This window comes from Caloramator sp. (assembly GCF_020054765.1).
Lineage (GTDB): Bacteria > Bacillota > Clostridia > Clostridiales > Caloramatoraceae > Thermobrachium > Thermobrachium proteoclasticum.
This window is the reverse complement of sequence record NZ_JAIHAO010000018.1, coordinates 15,008-38,933: the sequence shown is the minus strand read 5'-3', so window position 1 is coordinate 38,933 and position 23,926 is coordinate 15,008. Positions and strand designations below refer to the sequence as shown.

The following is a 23,926-nucleotide window of genomic DNA, read 5'->3' as shown; positions in this document are numbered from 1 at the left end:
AGGTCGAGGGCTTGATCAATTTAGAAGTTAGATGTTAGAGATTAGAAGTTAGAAAAGAACTTCTTGGTTGTGCAGTTTTGATGGAACTTGAAGTTGGAAAAGTGACACGTTAGGAATACTTAAAAGGTCTAACATCCAACATCAAACTTCAAACATTTAAAATATCCGGTGATAATGCCGCGGAGGAAACACCCGCCGGATAAAACAAAATATTCCACGGTAGCTCAATGGTGGAGCATTCGGCTGTTAACCGAAGGGCTGGAGGTTCGAGTCCTCTCCGTGGAGCCACTTTGGATGTATGAGGTTGCAAGAGCAACCTCTTTTTATATTTATTAATACAAAAACAGGTATTTATTTAAAATACCTCAGGCTGTTGAAAAAGTTATATTATATTGATTAGCCCCATGAAGGATTTCTTGGGCATCCGTTCATTTCGTTAAGCAAATCTAAGCTTTTCTTTGTTTTAAAAAAGTCCTACCCTCGCAATGTCATCGTCCTGATGACTGCTCGGCTCGGCACATCCTGTGCCGAATTACGGACTTTTTTAAAGTCGAAAAGCAAGATTTGCTAAAACTCATGAAATATGCCTTTACGAAATCCTTTCATGGGGCTTTTTCAGATTTTAGTTACCAAACAGGTTTAGGTATTTATTTAAAATACCTGTTTTTGTGTTTGTAAGATTAATGGTAATTGTATTATTGATGGTGATATCAATTTTATTCAATATGTTAATATATGTTAAAAAATAATTTGGAATATTTTATACATAATTGATATATTTTGATTATATTGTTATAATAAGAATATGCACAAATTGTGCACAATTTTCCTTGGGGGGGATTTAATGAATTTTTTTAATGATTTTAAGAAAAACCTCGAAGGCCAATATGAAGAATGCACTGCATATAGAGAGCTATGCAAAAGAGAAGGGTTTAATCCTTTTAACGACTTAAAAACTGAAGAAGATTTACAATTTGTTCCTTTTATTATGACAACATCCTTCAAGAGGTCTTATGGCTTATTTACAAAACTTTTAAGGGTTGGAGTTGATGAGGTATATAAATGGACTGTATCAAGTAGTACAAGTGGAGATCCAAGTATAGTTGCAAGAAGTAAAGAGGATATTGAAAGCTTAAGAAAATTTGTTTTGGAAGATGAAATAAGACATAGAGCAGAAAGAGATTATGAGTGTACTTTTTTCCCAAGAGCAGAAGAAATGAAGGCGTTTAATAGGGGTTTGTTTTTAAATAAGGTATGTGAGTCCTACTTGGGAAATATTGTGGATATATATACTTATTTAGAGCAGACAATATTTCTACTTAAACTGCAGGATGGAAAGATGATACTTGATATTGAACCCTTTATACAATATATTAAGGAGCATAATGGTAAAAATCATCGTGCAGCATTAGGTGGTTCTACGCCTTTAATTTTCAAAACAGTATTAAATCTAAAGGAAAAGATGAAGCCTGTTGAACTTGGAGATAGAGCTATACTTCATACAGGTGGCGGTGGATGGGACGGAAGAAAGGGAAATATAAACATAGGTGCACTAATTGAAAGGTGGAGGTTTGTAGAGGAGGTATCTAATTTTTTGGGTATACCACAGGAAAACTTTACAGATACATACTCCTTTACTGAAAATAGCTTTACGATGACAGGGCATTATAGTAGAGAGCATAGGGATTATTTATTCCACGTTCCAGAGTTTGCAAGAGTCATAGTAAGAGATATAAAGACACTAAAACCTGTTAAGGAAGGTGAAAGAGGTTTTATTCAGGTATTAAATGCGTATGGAACATCAGCCTTTGCTGGAGCAAGTATCCTTGTTGATGATATAGGCGAGGTAGTTTCCTATACACATTGTCCTGAATGTGGCTATAAGGGAATGGTTATTAAACTTTTAGGCAGAGTAAAGGGGACAGAAGCAAAGGGCTGTGGTGCTACCTTAGGAGGTGATGGGGTTGGAAATAATTAAAAGAGATTATAATGGTTGTGTTGTAGATGTAGCCGTATCTGACATTTCTGACATACAGTTTGAGGTTTCAAGGCTTAAGGAGAATAAAAATAAGGTACACAATATAAAAACTGAAGAAACACTAAATATTCTTCATTTGTGTGCTAAGAAGTGGCTGAATAGAGATTATTCAAAAAAGCACGTTGAGCAATTAGCAAGGATAACAAATCAAAGTGAAGAAATGGTATTATTTGAACTTGAACACACAATGCAGGGCCTTTTAAAGGAAAATACAAAAAAATTAATAGAGGAGGAACTAAGGAGAGAGGATATTTTAGATAATTGGGTTTCAACCCATTATGGTTTGGTGCATAGGCAACCACGTGGATTAGTATTTCACAACGTATCAGGTAATGCCTTTATAGTAGTACCAATTAGTATTGCTATGGGACTAATATCAAAGAATGTTAATATAGTTAAGGTATCAAAGGATGAACCCTATTTTGCCAATGCCTTTTATAAAAGCTTAATGGAGATAGATGAGTCAATTAAGGAAAGATTATCTATAGTATACTTTGATAGTTCCTCAAGTGACATTTATGAATATATAGTGTCAAATTCTGATTGTGTTGTACATTGGGGAGGAAAAAATTCAAGGGACTATATGGCTAATTTGTGTGCAAAACATTCTGTTCACTTTATAGAACACGGACCCAAAATAAGTTTTGAAGTTATAGATAAACAGCCAAGTATTGAAGAAATAAAAGGTATAGCAATTGATATGTCGCTGTGGGAACAAAAGGCTTGTTTATCACCAAGGATTGTATTTTTAAATACAGTAATAGATAAAGAGCAATTTCTTGAGCAATTTAAGTCCTGTTTAGAGGAAATAAATGAGGTACTGCCTAAGGGGTACTACGATTACTTTTCTTCTATAAAGACACTGCAGGATAGACAAAACTTATTTTTAAAGAACATAGATAATCCTAAATTTAATATGTTCTGCAGTAAAAATTCAGATTATACTATAGTCTATTCCGAGGATTTTCCTAAGAACAACGAGGTTGATATGTGTTTTGGTAGGTTTATATTTGTTTGCCCATATAATGATAAAAAAGAAGTTATAGACTATATTAATACTTATCTTAAAGGATATCTTCAAACAATGGGATACTGTGGTGATGATTTAGAATTTATTGAACAAGTTACTTTGTGTGGTGTTAGCATTGTTACGAAGTTAGGGGAAATGTCGCTTCATAAAAATGGAACATCCCACGATGGAATTTATAACTTAAGCGAATTAACCTATGTTGTTAGTTACCAAAATGATTAGGGGGGATAATATGAAGGTAAAAGACTATTATAGAGACTTTATAACTGTTGGTGAGGCATTAAATTTAAAAAGAAATGAAGTAAGGGAAAATTATAAAGAATATGTTAATTCTGCTGCAGTACAACTTTTAGGACTTTTAGACTTTGATAAACACTTTGTAAAGGCAAAGGGAACAAAGGTCTATGATGAAGATGGAAAAGAGTATGTAGACTTTTTAGGTGGATATGGTGCCTTAAATGTAGGACATAATAATGAATATGTTTTAGAGGGAATTAAAAAGGCTGTAGGTCTACCAAATATACTACAGGCCTCTATATACAACTTTGCTGGTGTACTTGCCAAAAACCTCTCCCTTTTAACTGGAGGGCAGTTAAAGAGAACCTTCTTTGCAAATAGTGGGGCTGAAGCAGTTGAAGGTGCACTTAAAATAGCAAAGATTGCAAGTGGAAAAAGTAAAATAGCATACTGCCAAAACTCCTTCCACGGCAAATCAATGGGGGCACTTTCTGTAACAGGGAGAGAAAAATATCAAAATCCATTTAAACCTTTAGTTCCAGATTGCTATCCTGTTCCTTATGGAGATGATAAGGCCCTTGAGGACTTGCTTAAGATGGGAGGTTTTGCAGCATTTATTGTAGAACCAATACAAGGAGAAGGAGGAATAAATGTTCCACCTTCAGGTTACTTAAGAAGAGCAAGGGAAATATGTGATAAGTATGGGGTGTACCTAATTATAGATGAAATACAAACAGGATTTGGAAGAACAGGATATATGTTTGCATATCAAGCAGAGGAAATAGTTCCTGATATAATGTGCTTTGCAAAATCTATAGGTGGAGGAATAGTACCAATAGGAGGATATATTGCAAAGGATGAGATATGGAAGAAGGCCTATGGTTCTATGGATAAGGCATTTTTACATACGTCAACCTTTGGAGGAAATACGTTAGCCTGTGCTGCAGGAATTGCAACTATTGAGTATTTAGTTGAAAATAATCTTGATAGACAGGCAAAGGAGAAGGGAGACTATTTTATAAAGAAGCTTTTAGAACTTAAGGCAAAATATCCAGTAATAAAGGATGTAAGAGGTCGTGGACTTATGATTGGACTCGAGTTTGAGGAACCAAAGGGAATATTAAACAAAATTACAGCAGGAAAACTATCAGAATTATCAAAGGAATATTTTGCATCTTTAGTTGCTGGAAAACTTATGAATGAATATGGTATTATAACTGCTTACACGCTAAACAATCCTAATGTTATAAGACTTGAACCACCTCTAATAGTAGAATATGATGAGATAGACAAAGTATTATTTGCATTAGAGGATATATTCGAGAAAAACGGTGGATTTTTAAGTCTTGGATTAGAAAGTGGTAAACAGGTAATAAAGTCTTTATTTAAAAAATAGTGGCTATTTTAGCCACTATTTTTGTGAAACCCAGGGATTGTCCTTTATATAAAATCTCCAGGGATAAAATCTTGCCTCTTCAGCATAGTCAATGTTTATTCTTGTGGTTTCTACTATATCAAAATTATTATATCCTGCATCTTCAACATATAGAGCATCTGAAAACAGATTTATCCCATTTAAAGACTTATCAAGATTTAGTGCAATACACAGTTTAGATGGACCGTTTGTTAAGTTTTTGAATTGGCTTTTGCTTATTTCTTTAAGGTCCTTTTTGTATCTTAATTTGCACATATAATCAATTCCATCTATAGGTTCAATAGCACGTATCAATACAGCACAGGGGTTGCCTTCATCTTCAGTAACAATATTAAAACAATAGTACATACCATAGATAAAGTATATATAGGCGTGTCCAGCATCCTTAAACATTACTTCATTTCTTTGAGTTTTTTTGTTATTATATGAATGTGCAGCTTTATCAAAGGGACCTATATATGCTTCTGTTTCAACAATTCTACCAATAAGCTTATGCCCATTAATATTTCTTACGATGTTTTTGCCAAGGAGTTCTTTAGCAACATTTAGAGTGTCCTTTTTATAAAAATCTCTATTAAGCATAACAACCTCCAGAAAGGGATGATATTTTGAAAAAATTAGTTTCAGTTTTAAAAATATTAGGGTTTCTAACTTTAAATGCAGTAGGTCTTTATATATTAGAAATGGTATTGAACTTTTTTTCAGGTTATTTTAATAATGCATATATTTTTAATATTATTTATTCATTAGGAACTATATTAGTTTTAATTTTAAATACTAAGCTGTTTATAAGAAAAGATACATTAAACTTTCTTAAATTATATTTTAAAAATATAGATTTAAAAAGAATAACATATTTAGTATTATTAGCAGCGTGCTTTAATATCATTGTTACACTTATATTGATATTTCTTCGCAAGTACACAGTATATAATTTTATATGGGATAAGCTTTATATAGAGGATATATTAGGTGTGATTTTTACAGGATTTATTATATCACTATCATATTCAATTATTGAAGAAGTAATTTTAAGAGGATATCTATTTAATATGATACCTTTAAAAGAAGAAATAAATATAGTATTGATTGCACTACTCTATACAACCTTTAATGCTCTAAGTAGAGGTTTTAATTTTGTTTTTATGATAAATACATTTCTGTTTGCCCTGTTTTTAAATATTATATATTACAAATATAAAAACTTAATATATACACTATCCTTTACTTTTGTATGGTTTTATATATCCAACTATATTTTTTCCTTAAGTTTAGATCCAGAAAGTTTAGATATATATTCAGTTGTAAATTTAATGTATGGCAGCTTTGATATAATAGGCGGTGGCGATTATGGAATATTTGGTAGCATTGTATTTTCTATTTTTCTTTTATTGATTAACTTATATGAGTTAAAATCTTTAAATGTATTTCATAGGTGGACATTACAGAAATAAAAACAAAAGGACAGTACATTTAAAAGGTGTATTGTCAGGCTGTTGAAAAAGTTATATATTGATTAGCCCCATGAAGGATTTCTTGGGCATTTGTTCATTTCGCTAATCAATTCTAAGCTTTTCTTTGTTTGAAAAAGTCCTACCCTCGCGATGCCATCATCCTGATGGCCGCTCGGCTCGGTACGTCCTGTGTCGAATTACGGACCTTTCCAAAGTTGAAAAGCTAAGAATTGCTAAAGCTCACGAAAGAGCCCACTGAAATCCATTCATGGGGCTTTTTCAAAATTTAGCTAACAAGCAGGTTTGTCAACAATCTAACAATACGTTTTAAAGCTATATTGTCTTTTTTATTTTTATAAATGTATTAATAAAAGTGTAAAAAAATAAAAAAGGTGAATATAGTTATGGATAATTAATGTTCATAGAGAATAAATAAATTTAAAAAAATAATTAGATATGATACTATATTTAGTGTTCTTGGTGTATAATAATACTAAATATAGTAAGGGGCGATGTGTATGGGATTTTCTAAAAATGCTATTAAGGTATTACAAAAAAGGTATTTAGCAAAGGATGCTGATGGAAACATAATAGAGACTCCAGATGAAATGTTACATAGAGTAGCAAAAAAAGTTGCAGAGGCAGATAAATTTTATGATGAAAATGCTGATGTGCAAAAGACAGAACAAATATTTTATGAAATGATGAAGAATTTAAATTTTCTTCCCAACTCTCCAACCTTAATGAATGCCGGCAGACCTCTTGGACAGCTATCTGCTTGTTTTGTGCTACCTGTAGAGGACTCTATGGAGGGAATATTTGATTCTATAAAAAATGCAGCACTTATCCATAAATCAGGTGGTGGAACTGGATTTAGTTTCTCAAGATTAAGACCAAGCGGTTCAAGTGTGAAATCAACAGGAGGTGTTGCATCAGGTCCTGTTAGTTTTATGAAGGTGTTTGACGCAGCAACAGAGGCAGTAAAGCAGGGGGGAACCAGAAGGGGTGCGAATATGGGTATTCTTCGCATTGACCACCCTGATATTTTAGAGTTTATAAAATGTAAAGAAGATAACAATGCGATTAACAATTTTAACATAAGTGTTGCAGTAACAGAAAAATTTATGGAGGCTGTTATAAAGGGAGACGATTATGATTTAATAGACCCTAATACAAAAAAAGTAAAGGGAAGATTAAATGCAAGGGAAGTATTTGACCTAATAGTTAAAATGGCTTGGAAAAATGGAGAGCCTGGTATAGTTTTTATAGACAGAATGAATAAGTTTAATCCTACACCTAATTTAGGGGAGATAGAGAGTACTAATCCTTGTTTACACAAAGATACGTTAATAGCAACAAAATATGGTTTAAAGAAAATATCTGAATTATATCAAGAAAATATTGATAAAGAGGTTGAAATATTAACTGATAATCGAGTATTAAATGAGGGTTTTGGTGTTAAGGTAAGGAGTGCTAAAATAGTTAAAACAGGAATAAGAAAAACATTAAGGATAGAGCTAAGTAATGGACAAAATTTAATATTAACACCAGAACACAAGGTTATGACTTTGAATGGATGGAAGATGGCTAAAGATTTATCAGTAGAAGATGAAGTTTTTGTTCAGAGTGGAGAAGGAGTATTTGTAAAGGAAGATAGTATAGGAAGTGAGCTTGGGTTTTTATTAGGATATATATTAGGTGATGGTTGGCTTACTAAAGATGGAAAGGTTTTAGGTGTTGTGTTTGCAGAAAATGAAAAGTATATAATGCATAAAATACAGGAGATTTCTGAAAAATACAATGGTGGAAGAGGAATTGTAAATAAGAGGGAAAACGGTACTTGGCAAATATTATTTAAAAGAAAGGAATTTGTTGAGAAGGTAAAGGAGCTTGGAATAGAAGGCAAAAAGGCACCCTTTAAGAGAGTTCCAAAGTCTATGTTTACAGCGTCTAAAGAGACAATTGCAGCCTTTTTAGATGGAATTTTTAGTGCAGATGGTACTATAAATTATATAGATGAAGACCATAGAGATATTAGATTGACTTCTGCTTCAAAGGAGCTATTGCTGGATGTTCAACTCATACTTTTAAATTTGGGAATAACAAGTAAGGTTTATAATAGAACAAAGAAAAATCAAACTCATTTTAAGTATAAAAACAAAGATGGTGAAGTAAAAACCTATATAAACAATAACCTTTATGAATTGATTATAAATGGAAATGATATTATAAAATTTAGAGACGTAATAGGTGGATTTACACACAAAGAAAAGAACTTAAAATTAAGTCAGATTTGTAAAGAGTCGCGTAAAAATATATATTATAAGTTTAAAGTTAAAGATATAAAAGAATGGGAAGAGTGCGATGTCTATGATGTTATAGAACCAGTTACAAATTCACTTATAGCAAATGGGATGGTAGTACACAATTGTGGGGAGCAGCCGCTACTTCCTTATGAAAGCTGTAATTTAGGTTCCATTAATTTATCAAATATGGTTAAATGGAATGGAAAAGAATATGAAGTAGATTATGAACTCTTAGAGGAGACGGTATTTAATGCAGTTCATTTTTTAGATAATGTAATTGATGTTAATGTTTATCCTCTAAAGGAAATAGAGGCTATGACAAAGAGAACAAGAAAAATAGGCCTTGGTGTAATGGGATTTGCTGATATGCTAATAAAACTTAATATACCATATAATTCAGAAAAGGCGGTAAAACTTGCAGAGGATATAATGAAATTTATAAATGATAAGTCAAAGGAAGAGAGTAGAAGGCTTGCTAAATTAAGGGGAGCGTTCCCAGAGTTTAAAAATAGTATATATAAAGATGAAGAACCTTTAAGAAATGCTACAACAACTACAATAGCACCAACAGGTACAATAAGTATATTAGCAGGAGTATCATCAGGTATAGAACCATTATTTGCATTAGCCTTTTGGAGAAATGTAATGGACAATGAAAGGCTTGTTGAAATGAATTATTTGCTTGAAGATGAGTTAAGACAGAGGGGAATTTATTCAAAGGATTTGATTGATAAAATAGCAGATAGAGGAACTTTAGAGGGAATTAAGGAAGTACCAGAGGATTTAAAGAAGATATTTGTAACAGCCCACGAAATAGAACCAATATGGCACATAAAGATGCAGGCAGCTTTTCAAAAGTACACAGATAACGCTGTATCTAAAACTGTCAACTTTAAAAACTCTGCAACAGTAGAAGATGTAAAGACTGTATATCTCCTTGCCTATAGGCTTGGTTGCAAGGGTGTTACAATATATAGGGATGGCAGTAGAGAAGGTCAAGTTATAAACATTGGAAAAGATAAAGAAGTTAAAATTGATGAACATATTCCACGAGAACGTCCTGAAATAACTATGGGAATAACCGAAAAGGTAAGAGTTGGCTGTGGAAATCTCTATATTACAGTTAACTATGATGATAATGGAATATGTGAGGTATTTACTAATGTAGGTAAAGCTGGTGGGTGTCCATCACAATCTGAAGCTACTGCAAGACTTGTATCAATAGCATTAAGAAGTGGAATGGATGTAAAGGAAATAATAGAACAGTTAAAGGGTATAAGATGTCATTCAACTCTAAGACAGAGAGCAAACAACAAGGATATAAAGGTTTTATCCTGTCCTGATGCTATTGCAAGAACAATAGAAACTTTAATAGATATAAAAAAGGTGGGAGGTTTTAAGGATTTAAATATTAAACCTGCTGATGAAATAGAGGACTTAATAGCAAATTCAAGTAAGAAATCAAAAATTAAATGCCCAGAGTGTGGTAATGAAATAACTCATCAGGATGGATGTGTAATATGTCCAAGTTGTGGATATTCAAAATGCAGTTAGGGTGTAGATTATTCTACACCCTAAACTTGTTTACTGTACTATTTAGATTTTCTGATAGATGAATCAGATTATCTGCTTGAAGTTTTATATTTTTAATTTCTTCTATTTGATTTAGAACGTGTAGCGACGATGCTTCAGATGTTTCTAAAAATTGTTCTGATACAGATAGAGTATTCTTTATACTATTTTCAAGGCTACTACTTTTTTCTGTAATTTCATTTATAGTATCGTACATACTGTTTAATGAATAAAGCATATTTTTAACTGTATTATTTAAATACTCAAAGGAGTTTTCTGTTACTTTAACTGCATCGCTTTGCTTTAATATATTTTCTTTTATTGTTTTTGTATACTCAATAGTAGAATTAGTTATTTTGTGTATGTCTTCAATAATTTTTTTAATATTATTGGTAGACAGATTTGTTTCTTCTGACAGCTTCCTTATTTCATTTGCAACTACTGCAAAGCTTCTTCCAGCTTCTCCTGCACGAGCAGCTTCAATAGATGCATTGAGTGCAAGTAGATTAGTTTGGGAGGATATTTGGTTAATTACTGTAATAACAGAGTTTATATTTTTAATATGCTCAACCAATAGTTCTATTTGCTCTTCGATATCCTGCATTGATTTTATAGTATGCTGGTTCTTTTCCTTTAGGTTACTAATTGAATCTAATGCAGTTTTATTAGAATTTTCTATGTTATAGCTTTCCTTTATGAGTTCACACCTTTTTTCATCTAATATTTTTGCGTCCTCAACAAAGGCCTTTGCTATTTCAATTGAGTTTGTAATTTCCTTCTTTTGATTTTCAGTTCCTGCTGATATTTCCTTCATTGCAATTTCAACTATATCAGAACCCTGTAATAATGATACTGCATCTTTGTTTAAATCTTGAGATGAATTCATTAATGTGTCTGAAGCATTTTGTATTTGTTCTATAAGCTGTTTCATATTATAGAGCATTTTATTTAAATAACCTGACAGTTCACCAAATTCATCCTTTGAATCAATAATTACATCTATTGTTAAATCTCCTTTACCTATATTCTCCATATATCTTGCAAGTTTTTTAAGTTTTCTATTAATTCTATTTGAGAATAGATATCCTATAAAGATTGATATTCCAATAAATATAATGAATACAACAGTCATTATATAAAACATAAATATTGATTTAGAATATATATCTTTTTTGTTTATTTGAGCAACTATTTTCCAATTAGATTTGAAATTATTTTGATAAAATATAAAGCTTGAATTACTATCAAAATCGGTTTGCTTTAGGCTTTTTTTACCTGACAATATTTCTTTAATGATATTTTTATCATTTATGTATTGATTAATATCTTTATTTACATATTGGGATTGTCGTGTTGCGATTATTTTGCCATTTGTATCAAGTAAAAATACTTGTCCGCTATTTTCTGTTATAAATCCTTCAAAGGATTTTAAAAAGTCTGTTAAGGATATAGTAAAGCCAACTATACCTGCTATATTGTTTTCATTATCATAGATTGTTTTTGAAAGTATAATTGAAGTTTTATTATTTCCTTTTTCTTTTATAGTATTGCTCCAATAGGGATTATTGAAGTTGTTTATTGTTTTATTGTAAATATCAGTAGATGAAGTTACATTTATGTTTAAACTGTTATTTGGGTAAAAGTAAGTATTTCCGTTTTTATTAGATATAAAAACATTTCTTATATTTATATTAGAAGTCATTACTTTTTTAAATTCGTCACTAAGCACCTCTTGGTTTAAATCATATAAATGTGTTTTAATGTTCTTGTTTTCAGCAACAAGAGTAAGCATACCCTCAAAGGAAGACAGTTTTTCATTAATTAAATTGTTTAATCTTTCAGAGGTTTGTTCAATGGCACTTGTATAATTTTTTTCTATTGTTTTAATCAAAAATGAACTTGTTATTAGACCAAATATAAGAATGGGGAGAAGTGATATTAATAGCATTATAGAAATGATTTGATTTTTTACAGTTTTTAAGTTAACTTTTGCTAATGATTTTTTAAAATTAATGCCTTTGAATTTAAAATGAAATTTCTTAAATTTAAATTTTGGTAGTTTAATATTAATTTTTTTGAAAATCATAAACTTCATATTCTTACCCCCTATAGATGCTTAACTTAAATATAGGAAGTTTTTTATTTAAAAACAAGAAAATCGAACAAGTTTTAACACTATTAACTAAAAATTAACACAACATAATTAACTTAAAATTAACTAACATAAAAATTTATATTTACAAATTATATTTAAAATTTAATTAACAAAGTAAAAGGGTGGTACTATGGATAAATATAATGAGCTTAAAAAAATACTTGATGAAAGGAATATAAGAACCTTTTTTCAACCTATTGTAGATATAAAAAATGTTAAGATTGTTGGGTATGAGGCATTATCTCGGGGACCGGTTGGAAGCGTACTTGAAAGACCAGATGTTTTGTTTGATACAGCAAAGGAATATGGGCTTTTATGGGAAACAGAATACCTTTGCAGGACATTGGCAATAGAGAGGGCAAAGATAAATAAAATAAGTGAATATCTATTTTTAAACGTAGATCCACAAATAATAAAGGACTCCAAGTTTAGGGATGGATTTACAACGGAATTTCTAAAGCTCTACAATCTATCGCCAGATAATATAATCTTCGAAATAACAGAAAAAACAGCTGTTGAGGATTATAAAGCCTTTAAAGAAGTATTACAACACTATGTAAAACAAGGGTATAAAATTGCCATTGATGATACTGGTGCTGGATATTCAGGGTTTAGATTAATAACAGAAACAAAACCTCAATTTATTAAGCTTGATATGGGACTTATAAGGGATATTGATAAGGATAGCTTTAAACAGGCTCTATGCAAGAATTTACTTTCATTAAGTAGAATAACCAATATGAAACTTATAGCAGAGGGTGTTGAAACAATAAATGAGTTAAGTTTTCTTGTAGAAATAGGCGTGGAATTTGTACAAGGATATTTTTTATCAAGACCAAGTGAAAGAATAGTGGAATTGACTGAAGAGTTAAAAGAAAAAATTTTATTTTTAAAAAGAGAAAAGAGTAAAAAATTAACTTATAATGCAAAAACTTGTACTATAGGAAAGATTGTCAGATTTGATACACCTGTAGCAGAAACAACAAAATGTAAAAATGTTAAGGAATATTTTAATAAAAATACGGCTCAAGGTGTTGTAGTGGTTAAGGAAGATTATCCAATAGGTCTTGTTATGAAAAGTGAGCTTAATTTTGCATTGTCCAAGCCCTTTGGTAATGAAATCTATTTAAACAGGCCTATAGAAATAATTATGAATAAATCTCCACTTGTTGTAGATTATAGTCTACCTATTTCGGAGGTAGCAGAACTGGCTATGTCAAGAAAGGAAGAAAATCTGTATGACTATGTAATTATAACAAAGGATGATAAATATTATGGAATTGTTACAGTAAAGAAGCTCTTAGAATATGCTATGGAGCTTGAATTAAATTATGCAAGGCATTTAAACCCACTTACAGGACTTCCTGGTAATTTGATAATAGAAGAAAAGTTAAATAATCTAATTGAAAATAAAATAACAGCTTCAATATTATACATAGATTTAGATAATTTTAAGCCCTTTAACGACCTTTATGGGTTTGAAAACGGAGATAGGGTAATTAGAATGCTGGCAGATATTTTAGTTGAAGCATCAAAAGAATACAATAATTGTTTTGTCGGCCATATAGGTGGTGACGATTTTGTTTTAATATTAGAAGAAAATATAAATAGCACTGAAGGATTATGTAGAAAAATCATAAGGGAGTTTGATAGAAGAATTAGATCCTTTTATACTATAAAGGATTTAAATAATGGATATGTTGTATCTGTCAATAGAGAGGGAAAAGAGGTTGAGTTTCCTTTGGTATCTGTTTCAATTGCGTGTATGGAGGGAAATTTAAAGGAATTTAGGTCAGCAAAGGAGATAGGAGAACATCTATCCTGTGTAAAGAAGCAGTGTAAACTAACTAAAGGAAGCTGTTTTATTATTTCTTGATGTATATATGAGGTTTAAAAAACAAAAAATAAAAACAAGACTTAACTTAGATTTAACAAAAACGTGCAGGAACTTAACAGAGGAAAAATATAAAATGAAATTGTAGATTAAAAGAATAAAAATGAAAGGGGAAAAATTATGAAGGCTAAGAAATTTATAACATTAGCAGTGACAGCGATTCTTTCTTTATCAATGGTATCCTGTGCTGGACAAAAGAGTAAATCACTTAGTGGAACAGTTAAAATCGATGGTTCAAGTACAGTATATCCAATAACTCAGGCAGTAGCAGAAGAGTTTAAGAAGGAAAATCAAGGTGTAGAGATAACAGTTGGTGTTTCTGGTACAGGTGGAGGATTTAAGAAGTTTGTAGTAGGTGAAACTGATATAAACGACGCATCAAGAAAGGTTAAACAAGAAGAAATTGATAAGGCAAAAGCCAATGGAATAGAAATGACAGAAATACAAGTTGCATTTGATGGTATAGTAGTTGTTGTTAACAAGCAAAATGATTGGGCAAAGGATATGACAGTAGAAGAGCTAAAGATGATATGGGATAAGGATTCAAAGGTTCAATATTGGAGTGATGTAAGACCTGAATGGCCTAAGGAAAAGATTAAGCTATATGGGCCAGGAACTGACTCAGGAACATTTGATTATTTCACAGAGGCTGTTAATGGAAAAGAAAAGCAAATAAGAGCAGACTATACTGCAAGTGAAGATGACAATGTTCTTGTTCAAGGTGTAGCAGGAGATAAATATGCAATGGGATTCTTTGGTCTTGCTTACTATGAAGAAAATATGGATAAGTTAAATGTAGTTAAGATAAATGGTGTAGAGCCAACACTTGAAACTGTCAAGAATGGAACATATAAGCCACTTTCAAGACCACTATTTATATACGTTTCAAATAAAGCATTAGAAAGAGCAGAAGTTAAGGAATTTGTTAAGTTCTATCTAACAAAGGGTAAAGATTTAGTTAAGGAAGTTGGTTATATACCAATGGAAGACTCAAAATATCAAGAAGAGCTAAACAAGATTAAGTAATTTAGGCACCCTGAGGGGTGCCTTATGGCCTGTAAAGAAGGGGGAGATGTTGTGAAAAAGATACAATTTGAAGGAAAAGAAAAAATGAATAGGCTCGAAAAGGTTGTAAAGATTGTTTTAACAACACTTGGACTTATATCTATATTTACTACAATTGGAATAATTTTTTCCCTTTTTGAAGAAACATATATGTTCTTTAAAGAAGTATCTATAGTAGAATTTTTAACTGGAACAAAATGGACACCTCTTATTGAACCAAACCACTTTGGAGTGTTACCACTTGTTGCAGGGACTATGCTTATAGTTTTGATAGCAGGTTTAATATCCATACCATTAGGTCTTGGTAGTGCAATCTATTTAAGTGAGTATGCTCCTAAGAAGGTGAGAAAGATATTAAAACCAATACTTGAGGTTTTAGCAGGTGTTCCTTCTATTGTTTATGGATACTTTGCATTAACAGCAATAACACCTTTAATTAGAAATATATTTCCAGAGACGAGTGTATATAATGCCTTAAGTGCAGGTATTGCGGTTGGTATAATGACAATACCTCTTGTATCTTCTATGAGCGAAGATGCTATGATGGCAGTACCTGATTCCTTAAGAAATGGTGCCTATGCACTTGGAGCAACAAAGCTTGAAGTTACCAAGGATGTTGTTATTCCAACTGCTATGTCCAGTATAGTTGCGTCCTTCATACTTGCTATATCAAGAGCTGTAGGAGAAACTATGATTGTTGCAATGGCGGCTGGTTCAACACCAAAACTTACTATAAATCCTTTAGATAGTATACAAACAATGACTGGATATATCGTTCAAATAAGTATGGGTGATGTACCTTATGGTTCACTTGCATATAAGACATTATTTGCAGTAGGAACACTTCTTTTTCTTATGACGTTTACACTTAATGTTATTTCAAGATATTTTGTTAGAAAATATAGGAGGGCTTATTAATGAATAATGAGGAGTTAAGAAGGCTCAAAAAAAGAAAAATGTTAAATAGCATAATGCACGGCATATTTTTAGCTTGTACATTGTTTGGAGTTATAGTACTTGCAGTACTAATGATAGATATATTAAGAAAAGGTCTTCCTTGGTTAAGCCTTGATTTTCTAAAGAATTTTCCATCAAGATTCCCAAGAAAGTCAGGTATATACCCAGCACTATTAGGAAGCCTTTGGCTAATTTTTTTAACTGCTTTAATAGCATTCCCTATAGGGGTCGGTACTGCTATATACCTTGAAGAATATGCTGAAGACAATAAGTTTACAGAGTTTATTAAATTAAATATTGCAAACTTAGCTGGTGTACCTTCAATTATTTACGGAATGCTTGGTCTTGCTGTTTTTGTAAGATTATTTGCAATGGGAAGAACAATACTTGCAGCATCATTTACAATGGCAATTTTAATTTTGCCAATTATAATAATAGCTTCACAGGAGGCTATAAAAAGTGTACCATCATCTTTAAAGCAGGCATCCTATGCCCTTGGTACAACAAAATGGCAAACTGTAACAGGAGTTATAATTCCCTATGCATTACCTGGTATATTAACAGGTTCAATACTTGCAATATCAAGAGCCCTTGGTGAAGCAGCACCGCTTATTGTCGTAGGTGCCCTTGCCTATGTATCCTTTATACCAAAGGGACCTTTTGACCAATTTACAGTACTTCCGATACAAATATTCAACTGGGCAGGAATGCCAAAGAAGGAGTTTCAAGATGTTGCAGCAGCAGGAATTATAGTGCTTCTTGTTATATTACTTGGAATAAATTCCGTTGCAATTATATTAAGAAATAAATACCAAATTAGAATGAAGGACTAAGGGGGCTAAAAAATGGAACCAATATTAAGTGTCAGAAATTTAAACTTTTACTATGGTGAACATAGGGCCTTAAAGGATGTAAATATGGATATTTATAAAAACAACGTAACAGCCTTTATAGGGCCTTCTGGTTGCGGTAAATCAACATTTTTGAGAACTATAAATAGAATGAATGATTTTATAGAGAACGTTAAGGTTGAAGGAAACATAATATATGAAGGAAAGGATATTTATTCAAAGGAGATGGAGCCTGTTGAACTAAGAAGAAGAATAGGTATGGTATTTCAAAAACCAAATCCATTTCCAAAGACAATATATGAAAATATAGTGTATGGCTTAAGAAAAAATGGAGTAAATAAAAAGGAAGTATTGGATGAGGTAGTTGAAAAGACTTTAAAGGCGGTTGCACTATACGATGAAGTAAAGGATAAAATATATAAATCAGCTCTTGAACTTTCAGGAGGACAACAACAAAGACTTTGTATTGCAAGAGCTATTGCAATGCAACCTGATGTGGTTTTAATGGATGAACCAACTTCAGCTCTTGACCCTATTTCAACTATGAAAATTGAAGAATTAGTACTTGAACTTAAAAAGGATTATACTATAATTATAGTAACACACTCAATGCAGCAGGCGGCAAGAATATCAGATTATACAGCATTTTTCTTAAATGGGGAAGTAATTGAATATGATGAAACCAGCAAAATATTCTCAAATCCAAGGGATAAAAGAACAGAGGACTATATTACAGGAAGATTCGGTTAAAAGGAGAGGTTAATATGAGAGAACATTTAGATCAACAGCTAACAAGATTAAATCACGACTTAATTAAAATGGGTGCAATGGTTGAGACAATAATAGACAAAGCAGTAACATCTCTCAAGAATCAAGATTTAGAGCTTGCAAAATCAATATATACAGAAGATGATGCTATAGATGAGATGGAACTCAAAATTGAGAAGGATTGTTTAAACTTAATTGTACTTCAGCAACCTATGGCAAAGGATTTAAGAAGGATTGCTTCAGCATTAAAAATAATAACTGATTTAGAAAGAATAGGCGACCATGCAGTTAATATAGCAAAAATTACATTGGAGATTGGTAATGAGCCTTTAATGAAACCTCTAATAGACATACCTAAAATGGCAGAGATTGCACAAAATATGATAAAATTAAGCCTTGATGCCTTTGTTAATCAAGACATAGAGCTTGCTAAAAGGGCTGCAGAAATGGACCAACAAGTTGATGATTTATATGATACAGTTATAAATGAAGTATTTAAATATATACAAAAAGATAGCAAATTTTTAAATCAAGGTATAAAGCTTTTATTTGTAGGAAGATATCTTGAAAGAGTTGCAGATCATACGACAAATATATGTGAACGTATTATCTATATGGTAACTGGAGAAAGAGTAGAAATAAATTAAGGTAGCAAATGCTACCTTAATTTTTTTATATCATTGAAGGGATAAACTCTAAGAACAGCGTGCCCTTTAAGATTTTTTATTGGTATAGGGCCTATATATCTACTATCCTCACTAACCTCTCTATTATCACCTAATACAAATACACAGTCTTCAGGTACAGTAATTTTTAAATCAACATCTGTATAGGTACCTGGTTCTAAATAATCCTCCTGAAGTTTATCTCCATTTATATATACATTTCCATCCTTTATTTCAACAGTTTCGTTTGGCAAACCTATTATTCTCTTTATATATATTCCTCTTCCTTTACTTCCGGGGTCTAATATAACAATTTCTCCTCTATAAATTTTTTTTCTATACATACTTATTTTTTCAACTATAACCCTATCATTGTTATGTAGAGTAGGAACCATTGATATTCCTGAAACCTGTATTATATCAAATATAAAAGCTTTTATAGCAAAGGCAAGAACAGCAGCTATTACTAAGGAATATATCCATTCTTTAATTTCATTTTTTATGTTTTCCTTCAATTTTAGCACCTCCTAAAAGTAACTAATAATATTATACACATTTTACATAAAATTTGTAACTAAAAAATACAATATAAATAAAAGATTAATAAAATGTATAAAAAACCAATAAAAGTATAAAATAATAAAAGATGTATTTTCAAAAAATTTTAAAAATTTGAGAAGGATTTTTAAAAAATCTATAGAAATATAAAAATAAGGCATAAAAACTGCCAAAGGGGGAATTGATATGAAGGAGTACAAAGCCGAAAATGTCCGAAACATCGGGATTATAGGTCATGGAGGTACAGGTAAAACATCTCTTGCAGAAGCAATTCTATTTTACACTAAGGAATCAGATAGGTTAGGTAGAACAGATGATGGTACCTCTATATTAGACTATGATCCCGAGGAAAAAAAGAGAAAAATATCAATATCATCAGCAGTAGCAAATTGCGTTTGGAATGGGCATAAGATTTATTTAGTAGATACTCCAGGATATTTTGATTTTGTAGGAGAGGTTATTCAGGGTCTTAAGGGTGTTGATGCAGCTTTAATTAGTGTGTGTGGTGTTTCAGGTCTTCAAGTAGGAACTGAAAAATCGTGGGAGTATGTAAATAGATATAAAATTCCAAGAGCATTTTTTATAAATAAATTAGATAGAGAAAATTCAAGCTATGATAAAGCATTGCAAAGTCTAAAGGATAGGTTTGAACTTGCAGTTGTTCCTATAGAAATTCCAATAGGAAAAGAAAGTGAATTTAAAGGTGTTGTTAATATTATAAACAAAAAAGCTAAGGTTTATGATTCAAAACTTAAATCAATGGTTGATGTTGAAGTAGCAAGTGAACTTATTCCTACTATTGATGAATATAGAAGTGCACTTATGGAGGCTGTAGCAGAAACAGATGAGGAACTATTAGATAAATACTTAAGTGATGGAGAACTATCTGAAGAAGAGATAATAATGGGACTTAAAAAGGGTATGCAATCCTGTGAAATAGCTCCTGTATTCTGTGGTTCAGCTGCAAACAGTGTAGGTATTCATACACTACTTGATAACATTATTAGTTATTTCCCATCACCAGTAGAGAGAACCTATGAAGGAATTAATCCAAAGACTGGAGATATAGAAAAGAGAAGCTCAAGTATAGATCAAGCCTTTTCAGCTGTTGTATTCAAGACAATTGCAGACCCATTTGTAGGAAGATTGTCATTGTTTAGAGTTCTATCAGGAAGCATTTCAGCAGATTCATCTATATATAACTCTACTCAAGACAAGGTAGAAAAAGTAGGAACACTATATCTTCTAAAGGGTAAAAATCAGATTGCTGTAGATAGGCTTTATGCAGGAGAAATAGGAGCAGTATCAAAATTGCAGTATACGTTAACTGGAGACACTCTCTGTGATGTTTCAAAACCAATTGTATATGGTAAGATGGAATTTCCAGAACCTTGTTTATCAATGACAGTTAAACCAAAGTCAAAGGGTGATGAAGATAAAATTTCAAATGGTCTTCATAAGCTACTTGAAGAAGATCCAACCTTTAAGATTACAAGAGATGTAGAAAATGCAGAAACTATTATTTCAGGACTTGGTGAGATTCATATTGAAATAATTGCAAATAAGCTCAAAAATAAATATGGAGTTGATGTTGTATTAGAAACTCCAAAGGTTCCATACAGAGAAACAATTAGAAAAACATCCGATGTACAGGGAAAGTATAAAAAACAAAGTGGTGGTCACGGACAGTATGGAGATGTTTGGATAAAATTTGAACCACAAAATGAGACTGAAGATTTAATATTCGTAGATCAAATTGTAGGTGGTGTTGTTCCAAGACAATACATACCAGCAGTTGAAAAGGGCCTAAGAGAAGCTATGAAGCACGGTGTTCTTGCAGGTTACCCTGTAATAGGAATAAAGGCAACTTTACACGATGGTTCATACCATCCAGTTGACTCATCAGAAATGGCCTTTAAGACAGCAGCGTCTTTAGCATATAAGAAGGGAATGAAGGAAGCAGATCCAGTTTTATTAGAGCCAATAATGCATGTTGAAGTTACTGTTCCAGATGAATATATGGGAGATGTTATGGGAGATATTAACAAGAGACGAGGAAGAGTTTTAGGAATGGAACAAAGGAATGGTCTTGAGGTTGTTACAGCAGAAGTTCCACTTGCAGAAATGTTTAAATATGCTACAGAATTAAGGTCTATGACTCAAGCAAGAGGTAGTTTTACAATGAGATTTGAACGTTATGAAGAAGTTCCACCTGTAATTAGTCAAAAAATAATTGAAAATGCACAAAAACTAAAAGAAATGGAAGAAGAATAAGCCAAGCGGCTTATTCTTCTTTTTATTTCATATAAATACCTTTATAAAAAATTTTTAAAGGGTAAAACTAAATATTGAGGAGGGGAGATAATGTCAGATTATAGAATAAATTTTGGCAGCATTATAGACCAATTAGATCAAAGAAAATTATTAGATGTAATTGATATAGTTGGAAAAAATGATGAACTTGTTATAACAATTGATGCAAAGGATGCAACCCAAACTGAAAATATTAATAGGGTTTTAGAAAACAATGGATTTGAAATAACTGTAAAGGGTGGCCACGACGATAGCAAATATAACATTATTGCAAGGAGGCGTTAGTATGAAGGATGAATACAATCTTCATTTATATGGAGAAATGGTTCCATCTGAGTTTGCTTGGATGACTCCAGAGGAACAGAGAAAACGAGTAGATGAAGTTGAACACAAGCTAAAGTCAAAAAATAAAAATGATAAAAAATAGGTGGTTTAACCACCTATTTAATAAAAAAATGAGAAAAGAATAGGTAATTTAAAAAATTAAACTATAAAAGTTATAATTTAAAATAAATTGGTAATAATTATATTTGAATAGTAATACAGTGGTATTATAATTATAGATGAAAGGTCAAAGAAAGTCAAAGTCAAAAGAGGTGATGTGATGGCAAGGTTGTCAGATATAATAGAAGAATTTATAAAGCATATGCTTGAGACAAGTGAACAAAATGTATTAGAAATACAAAGAAATGAATTAGCAAATATATTCAACTGTGCACCATCACAAATAAATTATGTTTTAACAACAAGGTTTACAATAGACAAAGGTTATTATATAGAAAGTAGACGTGGCGGTGGAGGATGTATAAGAATAACAAGGGTTGAACTTGATAAGAATCAGTATATAAAAAGAGCAATAAAAGAAAATATAATGGATAGTTTGACCCAAAATGAAGCAAATGCTATTATAGAGCTTTTTAAGGATCGAGGCTTTTTAAGTGAACGAGAGTCAACAATAATAAAGGCTGCAATAAGCGATAGGAGCATTGCTCTTGATGGTGAGACAAAAAATAAAGTACGTGCACATATATTAAAGAATATCCTAATAACTATGATAGAATAGGGGGTATGAATATGTTATGTCAAAGATGCAATCAAAAAGAGGCAAATGTTCATATAACAAAGATAATAAACGGGGTAAAGACTGAACTTCATCTATGTGACGAATGTGCAAAGCAGAGTGAGGATGTAAATATGAATTTTTCTTTTAATTTTGGTATGCCTATGTCCTTCCAAAATATTTTAGATGGATTTGTAGAGATGTTAGGAGGAGCTCCTAAAACTTACGAAGAGGAGGTTTGTCCTGTTTGTAAGATGTCCTTCAACGATTTTAGAAATAAAGGAAGAATGGGATGCAGTAGATGCTATTCTGCCTTTGCACCTAAGATTACACCTATAATTAAAAGAATACACGGTAATATAGAACATACAGGAAAGGTTCCTGCAAGGACAGGAGGAGATTTAAAGTTAAAGAGGGATATTGAGAGATTAAAGGAAGAACTTAAAATAGCCATAAATAAGGAAGAATATGAAAAGGCTGCAAAGCTTAGGGATGAAATAAGAAATCTTGAATCAAAATTAGATAACCAAAGGGGTGAATGATATGGCGTGGTTCTTTTCTAAATCATCAGATGAGGGGATTGTTTTAACAAGTAGAATAAGACTTGCACGTAATATAGATGGAATTCCTTTTCCACACCTTTTAGATAAGGAGAATGCTAAAAAAGTAGTAGATGATGTTACATCTGCTATTTTAGAGAGTAATTCTGTGATTTCAAATGATTTTGAAGTTATTAACTTAAGTGATATTTCATTAAATGAAAAAATGTCTATGGTTGAAAAGCATTTAATTAGCAAGGATTTAATAAATAGAAGTGATATTTCAGCAGTTATGATTAATAGAGATAAAAATGTGTCAATAATGATAAATGAGGAGGACCATATTAGGCTTCAGGTAATTTATCCTGGATTTAAACTTAAGGAAGCATATGAGCTTGCAAGTAAAATTGATGATTTGATTGAACAGAGAGTGAACTATGCCTATGATACAAAACTTGGATATTTAACAAGCTGTCCAACTAACGTTGGAACAGGACTTAGGGCATCGGTTATGCTTCATCTGCCAGCATTAACTATCACAAAAAATATAAACAATATTATTAACACAATAAATCAGGTAGGTTTAACAATAAGAGGACTTTATGGAGAAGGAAGCAATGCACTTGGTAACGTATATCAAATTTCTAATCAAATAACATTAGGTCTTTCAGAGGATGAAATAATAAATAATCTTATAGCTGTAACTAAAAAGATTGTAGAGAAGGAAAAGAAGGCAAGGGAAATGCTTCTTGAAAAACAATCTGTTGAGCTTGAGGATGAACTTTATAGGTCACTTGGCATATTAAAATTTGCAAGAAGCATATCAACCCAGGAGAGCTTAGAACTTATATCTAAGGTTAGAATGGGAGTAGAAATGGGTATAATAAAGGATGTAAAAGTAGATAGTCTAAATGAGTTGTTTGTAAACGTCCAACCAGCAACATTGCAACTTTTAGAAAATAGGGATTTAAATCCAAGGGACAGAGATATAGTTAGAGCAAAACTAATAAGAGAAAAGTTAAGTTAAGG

The 23,926-nt window shown here is 31.6% G+C and carries 20 protein-coding genes and 1 tRNA gene; 18 read left to right on the top strand and 3 right to left on the bottom strand.

What is annotated here, in order from left to right; genetic code table 11:
• Positions 1-213: 213 nt before the first annotated feature.
• From JG776_RS07590 to JG776_RS07575, 4 genes are all read left to right on the top strand, one after another.
• Positions 214-288 (top strand) — tRNA-Asn (locus tag JG776_RS07590).
• Between the two features lie 556 nt (positions 289-844).
• Positions 845-1,978, top strand: a complete 1,134-nt coding sequence (locus JG776_RS07585) for an acyl-protein synthetase (RefSeq protein WP_291966241.1) — start codon at positions 845-847, stop codon at positions 1,976-1,978.
• Positions 1,965-3,290 carry an acyl-CoA reductase gene (locus tag JG776_RS07580; protein ID WP_291966239.1) on the top strand — a complete coding sequence of 442 codons (1,326 nt, stop codon included), beginning with the start codon at positions 1,965-1,967 and terminating at the stop codon, positions 3,288-3,290. The genes JG776_RS07585 and JG776_RS07580 overlap by 14 nt, the downstream gene beginning before the upstream one ends.
• Before the next feature lie 10 nt (positions 3,291-3,300).
• Positions 3,301-4,701, top strand: coding sequence for an aspartate aminotransferase family protein (locus JG776_RS07575; protein WP_291966237.1), 1,401 nt, complete (start codon positions 3,301-3,303; stop codon positions 4,699-4,701).
• Between the two features lie 15 nt (positions 4,702-4,716).
• Here the strand turns inward: JG776_RS07575 and JG776_RS07570 are convergent, their stop codons facing one another.
• Entirely contained in the window at positions 4,717-5,322 is a 606-nt protein-coding gene (locus JG776_RS07570; protein ID WP_291966235.1) for a DNA-3-methyladenine glycosylase, read from the bottom strand.
• A gap of 26 nt (positions 5,323-5,348) precedes the next feature.
• On the opposite strand from JG776_RS07570, the gene JG776_RS07565 reads away from it, so the two are divergent.
• Both JG776_RS07565 and JG776_RS07560 read left to right on the top strand, forming a co-directional pair.
• Positions 5,349-6,194, top strand: a complete 846-nt coding sequence (locus tag JG776_RS07565) for a CPBP family glutamic-type intramembrane protease (protein ID WP_291966233.1) — start codon at positions 5,349-5,351, stop codon at positions 6,192-6,194.
• 518 nt (positions 6,195-6,712) lie between these two features.
• The gene (locus JG776_RS07560; protein WP_291966231.1) at positions 6,713-10,054 is read left to right on the top strand and encodes an LAGLIDADG family homing endonuclease; all 3,342 of its coding nucleotides are present in this window, start codon (positions 6,713-6,715) and stop codon (positions 10,052-10,054) included.
• Between the two features lie 13 nt (positions 10,055-10,067).
• Here JG776_RS07560 and JG776_RS07555 read toward each other — a convergent pair whose 3' ends face one another.
• Complete coding sequence (locus tag JG776_RS07555) at positions 10,068-12,167, bottom strand: methyl-accepting chemotaxis protein (RefSeq protein WP_291966230.1); 2,100 nt, start codon at positions 12,165-12,167, stop codon at positions 10,068-10,070.
• 190 nt (positions 12,168-12,357) lie between these two features.
• On the opposite strand from JG776_RS07555, the gene JG776_RS07550 reads away from it, so the two are divergent.
• The 6 genes from JG776_RS07550 (at position 12,358) to phoU (ending at position 18,409) form a co-directional block, all read left to right on the top strand.
• Positions 12,358-14,103, top strand: coding sequence for a GGDEF domain-containing protein (locus tag JG776_RS07550; protein WP_291966228.1), 1,746 nt, complete (start codon positions 12,358-12,360; stop codon positions 14,101-14,103).
• Positions 14,104-14,241: 138 nt separating this feature from the next.
• Positions 14,242-15,147 carry a PstS family phosphate ABC transporter substrate-binding protein gene (locus JG776_RS07545; protein ID WP_291966226.1) on the top strand — a complete coding sequence of 302 codons (906 nt, stop codon included), beginning with the start codon at positions 14,242-14,244 and terminating at the stop codon, positions 15,145-15,147.
• An 84-nt stretch (positions 15,148-15,231) separates the two neighbouring features.
• Positions 15,232-16,104, top strand: a complete 873-nt coding sequence (gene pstC, locus JG776_RS07540) for a phosphate ABC transporter permease subunit PstC (RefSeq protein ID WP_291966245.1) — start codon at positions 15,232-15,234, stop codon at positions 16,102-16,104.
• Positions 16,104-16,976, top strand: a complete 873-nt coding sequence (gene pstA / locus JG776_RS07535) for a phosphate ABC transporter permease PstA (RefSeq protein ID WP_291966224.1) — start codon at positions 16,104-16,106, stop codon at positions 16,974-16,976. The genes pstC and pstA overlap by 1 nt, the downstream gene beginning before the upstream one ends.
• Before the next feature lie 12 nt (positions 16,977-16,988).
• Positions 16,989-17,744: a phosphate ABC transporter ATP-binding protein PstB gene (gene pstB, locus JG776_RS07530; RefSeq protein WP_291966223.1), complete on the top strand. Its 756-nt coding sequence runs from the start codon at positions 16,989-16,991 to the stop codon at positions 17,742-17,744.
• 14 nt (positions 17,745-17,758) lie between these two features.
• Complete coding sequence (gene phoU / locus JG776_RS07525) at positions 17,759-18,409, top strand: phosphate signaling complex protein PhoU (protein WP_291966221.1); 651 nt, start codon at positions 17,759-17,761, stop codon at positions 18,407-18,409.
• 11 nt (positions 18,410-18,420) lie between these two features.
• Here phoU and lepB read toward each other — a convergent pair whose 3' ends face one another.
• A complete protein-coding gene (lepB, locus tag JG776_RS07520; protein WP_291966219.1) occupies positions 18,421-18,942 on the bottom strand; it encodes a signal peptidase I in 522 nt (173 codons plus the stop codon).
• A gap of 229 nt (positions 18,943-19,171) precedes the next feature.
• On the opposite strand from lepB, the gene fusA reads away from it, so the two are divergent.
• From fusA to JG776_RS07490, 6 genes are all read left to right on the top strand, one after another.
• Positions 19,172-21,259: an elongation factor G gene (gene fusA / locus JG776_RS07515; protein ID WP_291966217.1), complete on the top strand. Its 2,088-nt coding sequence runs from the start codon at positions 19,172-19,174 to the stop codon at positions 21,257-21,259.
• A gap of 90 nt (positions 21,260-21,349) precedes the next feature.
• Positions 21,350-21,583 (top strand): hypothetical protein, encoded by a 234-nt coding sequence (locus JG776_RS07510; protein ID WP_291966215.1) that lies wholly within the window; start codon positions 21,350-21,352, stop codon positions 21,581-21,583.
• A gap of 1 nt (position 21,584) precedes the next feature.
• Positions 21,585-21,725, top strand: coding sequence for a hypothetical protein (locus JG776_RS07505; RefSeq protein WP_291966214.1), 141 nt, complete (start codon positions 21,585-21,587; stop codon positions 21,723-21,725).
• A 177-nt stretch (positions 21,726-21,902) separates the two neighbouring features.
• Entirely contained in the window at positions 21,903-22,361 is a 459-nt protein-coding gene (locus JG776_RS07500; RefSeq protein ID WP_291966212.1) for a CtsR family transcriptional regulator, read from the top strand.
• Between the two features lie 11 nt (positions 22,362-22,372).
• A complete protein-coding gene (locus tag JG776_RS07495) occupies positions 22,373-22,900 on the top strand; it encodes a UvrB/UvrC motif-containing protein (RefSeq protein ID WP_291966211.1) in 528 nt (175 codons plus the stop codon).
• Position 22,901: 1 nt separating this feature from the next.
• Positions 22,902-23,924, top strand: a complete 1,023-nt coding sequence (locus tag JG776_RS07490; RefSeq protein ID WP_291966209.1) for a protein arginine kinase — start codon at positions 22,902-22,904, stop codon at positions 23,922-23,924.
• Positions 23,925-23,926: the final 2 nt, after the last annotated feature.

Excerpts from the sequence above, each read along its gene's own strand:
- pstC (WP_291966245.1), top strand. The coding sequence starts at position 15,232 with ATGAATAGGCTCGAAAAGGTTGTAAAGATTGTTTTAACAACACTTGGA.
- JG776_RS07490 (WP_291966209.1), top strand. The coding sequence starts at position 22,902 with ATGGCGTGGTTCTTTTCTAAATCATCAGATGAGGGGATTGTTTTAACA.
- pstA (WP_291966224.1), top strand. The coding sequence starts at position 16,104 with ATGAATAATGAGGAGTTAAGAAGGCTCAAAAAAAGAAAAATGTTAAAT.
- JG776_RS07505 (WP_291966214.1), top strand. The coding sequence starts at position 21,585 with ATGAAGGATGAATACAATCTTCATTTATATGGAGAAATGGTTCCATCT.
- JG776_RS07575 (WP_291966237.1), top strand. The coding sequence starts at position 3,301 with ATGAAGGTAAAAGACTATTATAGAGACTTTATAACTGTTGGTGAGGCA.
- JG776_RS07545 (WP_291966226.1), top strand. The coding sequence starts at position 14,242 with ATGAAGGCTAAGAAATTTATAACATTAGCAGTGACAGCGATTCTTTCT.
- JG776_RS07570 (WP_291966235.1), bottom strand. The coding sequence starts at position 5,322 with ATGCTTAATAGAGATTTTTATAAAAAGGACACTCTAAATGTTGCTAAA.
- JG776_RS07495 (WP_291966211.1), top strand. The coding sequence starts at position 22,373 with ATGTTATGTCAAAGATGCAATCAAAAAGAGGCAAATGTTCATATAACA.
- JG776_RS07500 (WP_291966212.1), top strand. The coding sequence starts at position 21,903 with ATGGCAAGGTTGTCAGATATAATAGAAGAATTTATAAAGCATATGCTT.
- JG776_RS07510 (WP_291966215.1), top strand. The coding sequence starts at position 21,350 with ATGTCAGATTATAGAATAAATTTTGGCAGCATTATAGACCAATTAGAT.
- fusA (WP_291966217.1), top strand. The coding sequence starts at position 19,172 with ATGAAGGAGTACAAAGCCGAAAATGTCCGAAACATCGGGATTATAGGT.
- JG776_RS07560 (WP_291966231.1), top strand. The coding sequence starts at position 6,713 with ATGGGATTTTCTAAAAATGCTATTAAGGTATTACAAAAAAGGTATTTA.
- pstB (WP_291966223.1), top strand. The coding sequence starts at position 16,989 with ATGGAACCAATATTAAGTGTCAGAAATTTAAACTTTTACTATGGTGAA.
- JG776_RS07585 (WP_291966241.1), top strand. The coding sequence starts at position 845 with ATGAATTTTTTTAATGATTTTAAGAAAAACCTCGAAGGCCAATATGAA.
- JG776_RS07555 (WP_291966230.1), bottom strand. The coding sequence starts at position 12,167 with ATGAAGTTTATGATTTTCAAAAAAATTAATATTAAACTACCAAAATTT.
- phoU (WP_291966221.1), top strand. The coding sequence starts at position 17,759 with ATGAGAGAACATTTAGATCAACAGCTAACAAGATTAAATCACGACTTA.
- JG776_RS07550 (WP_291966228.1), top strand. The coding sequence starts at position 12,358 with ATGGATAAATATAATGAGCTTAAAAAAATACTTGATGAAAGGAATATA.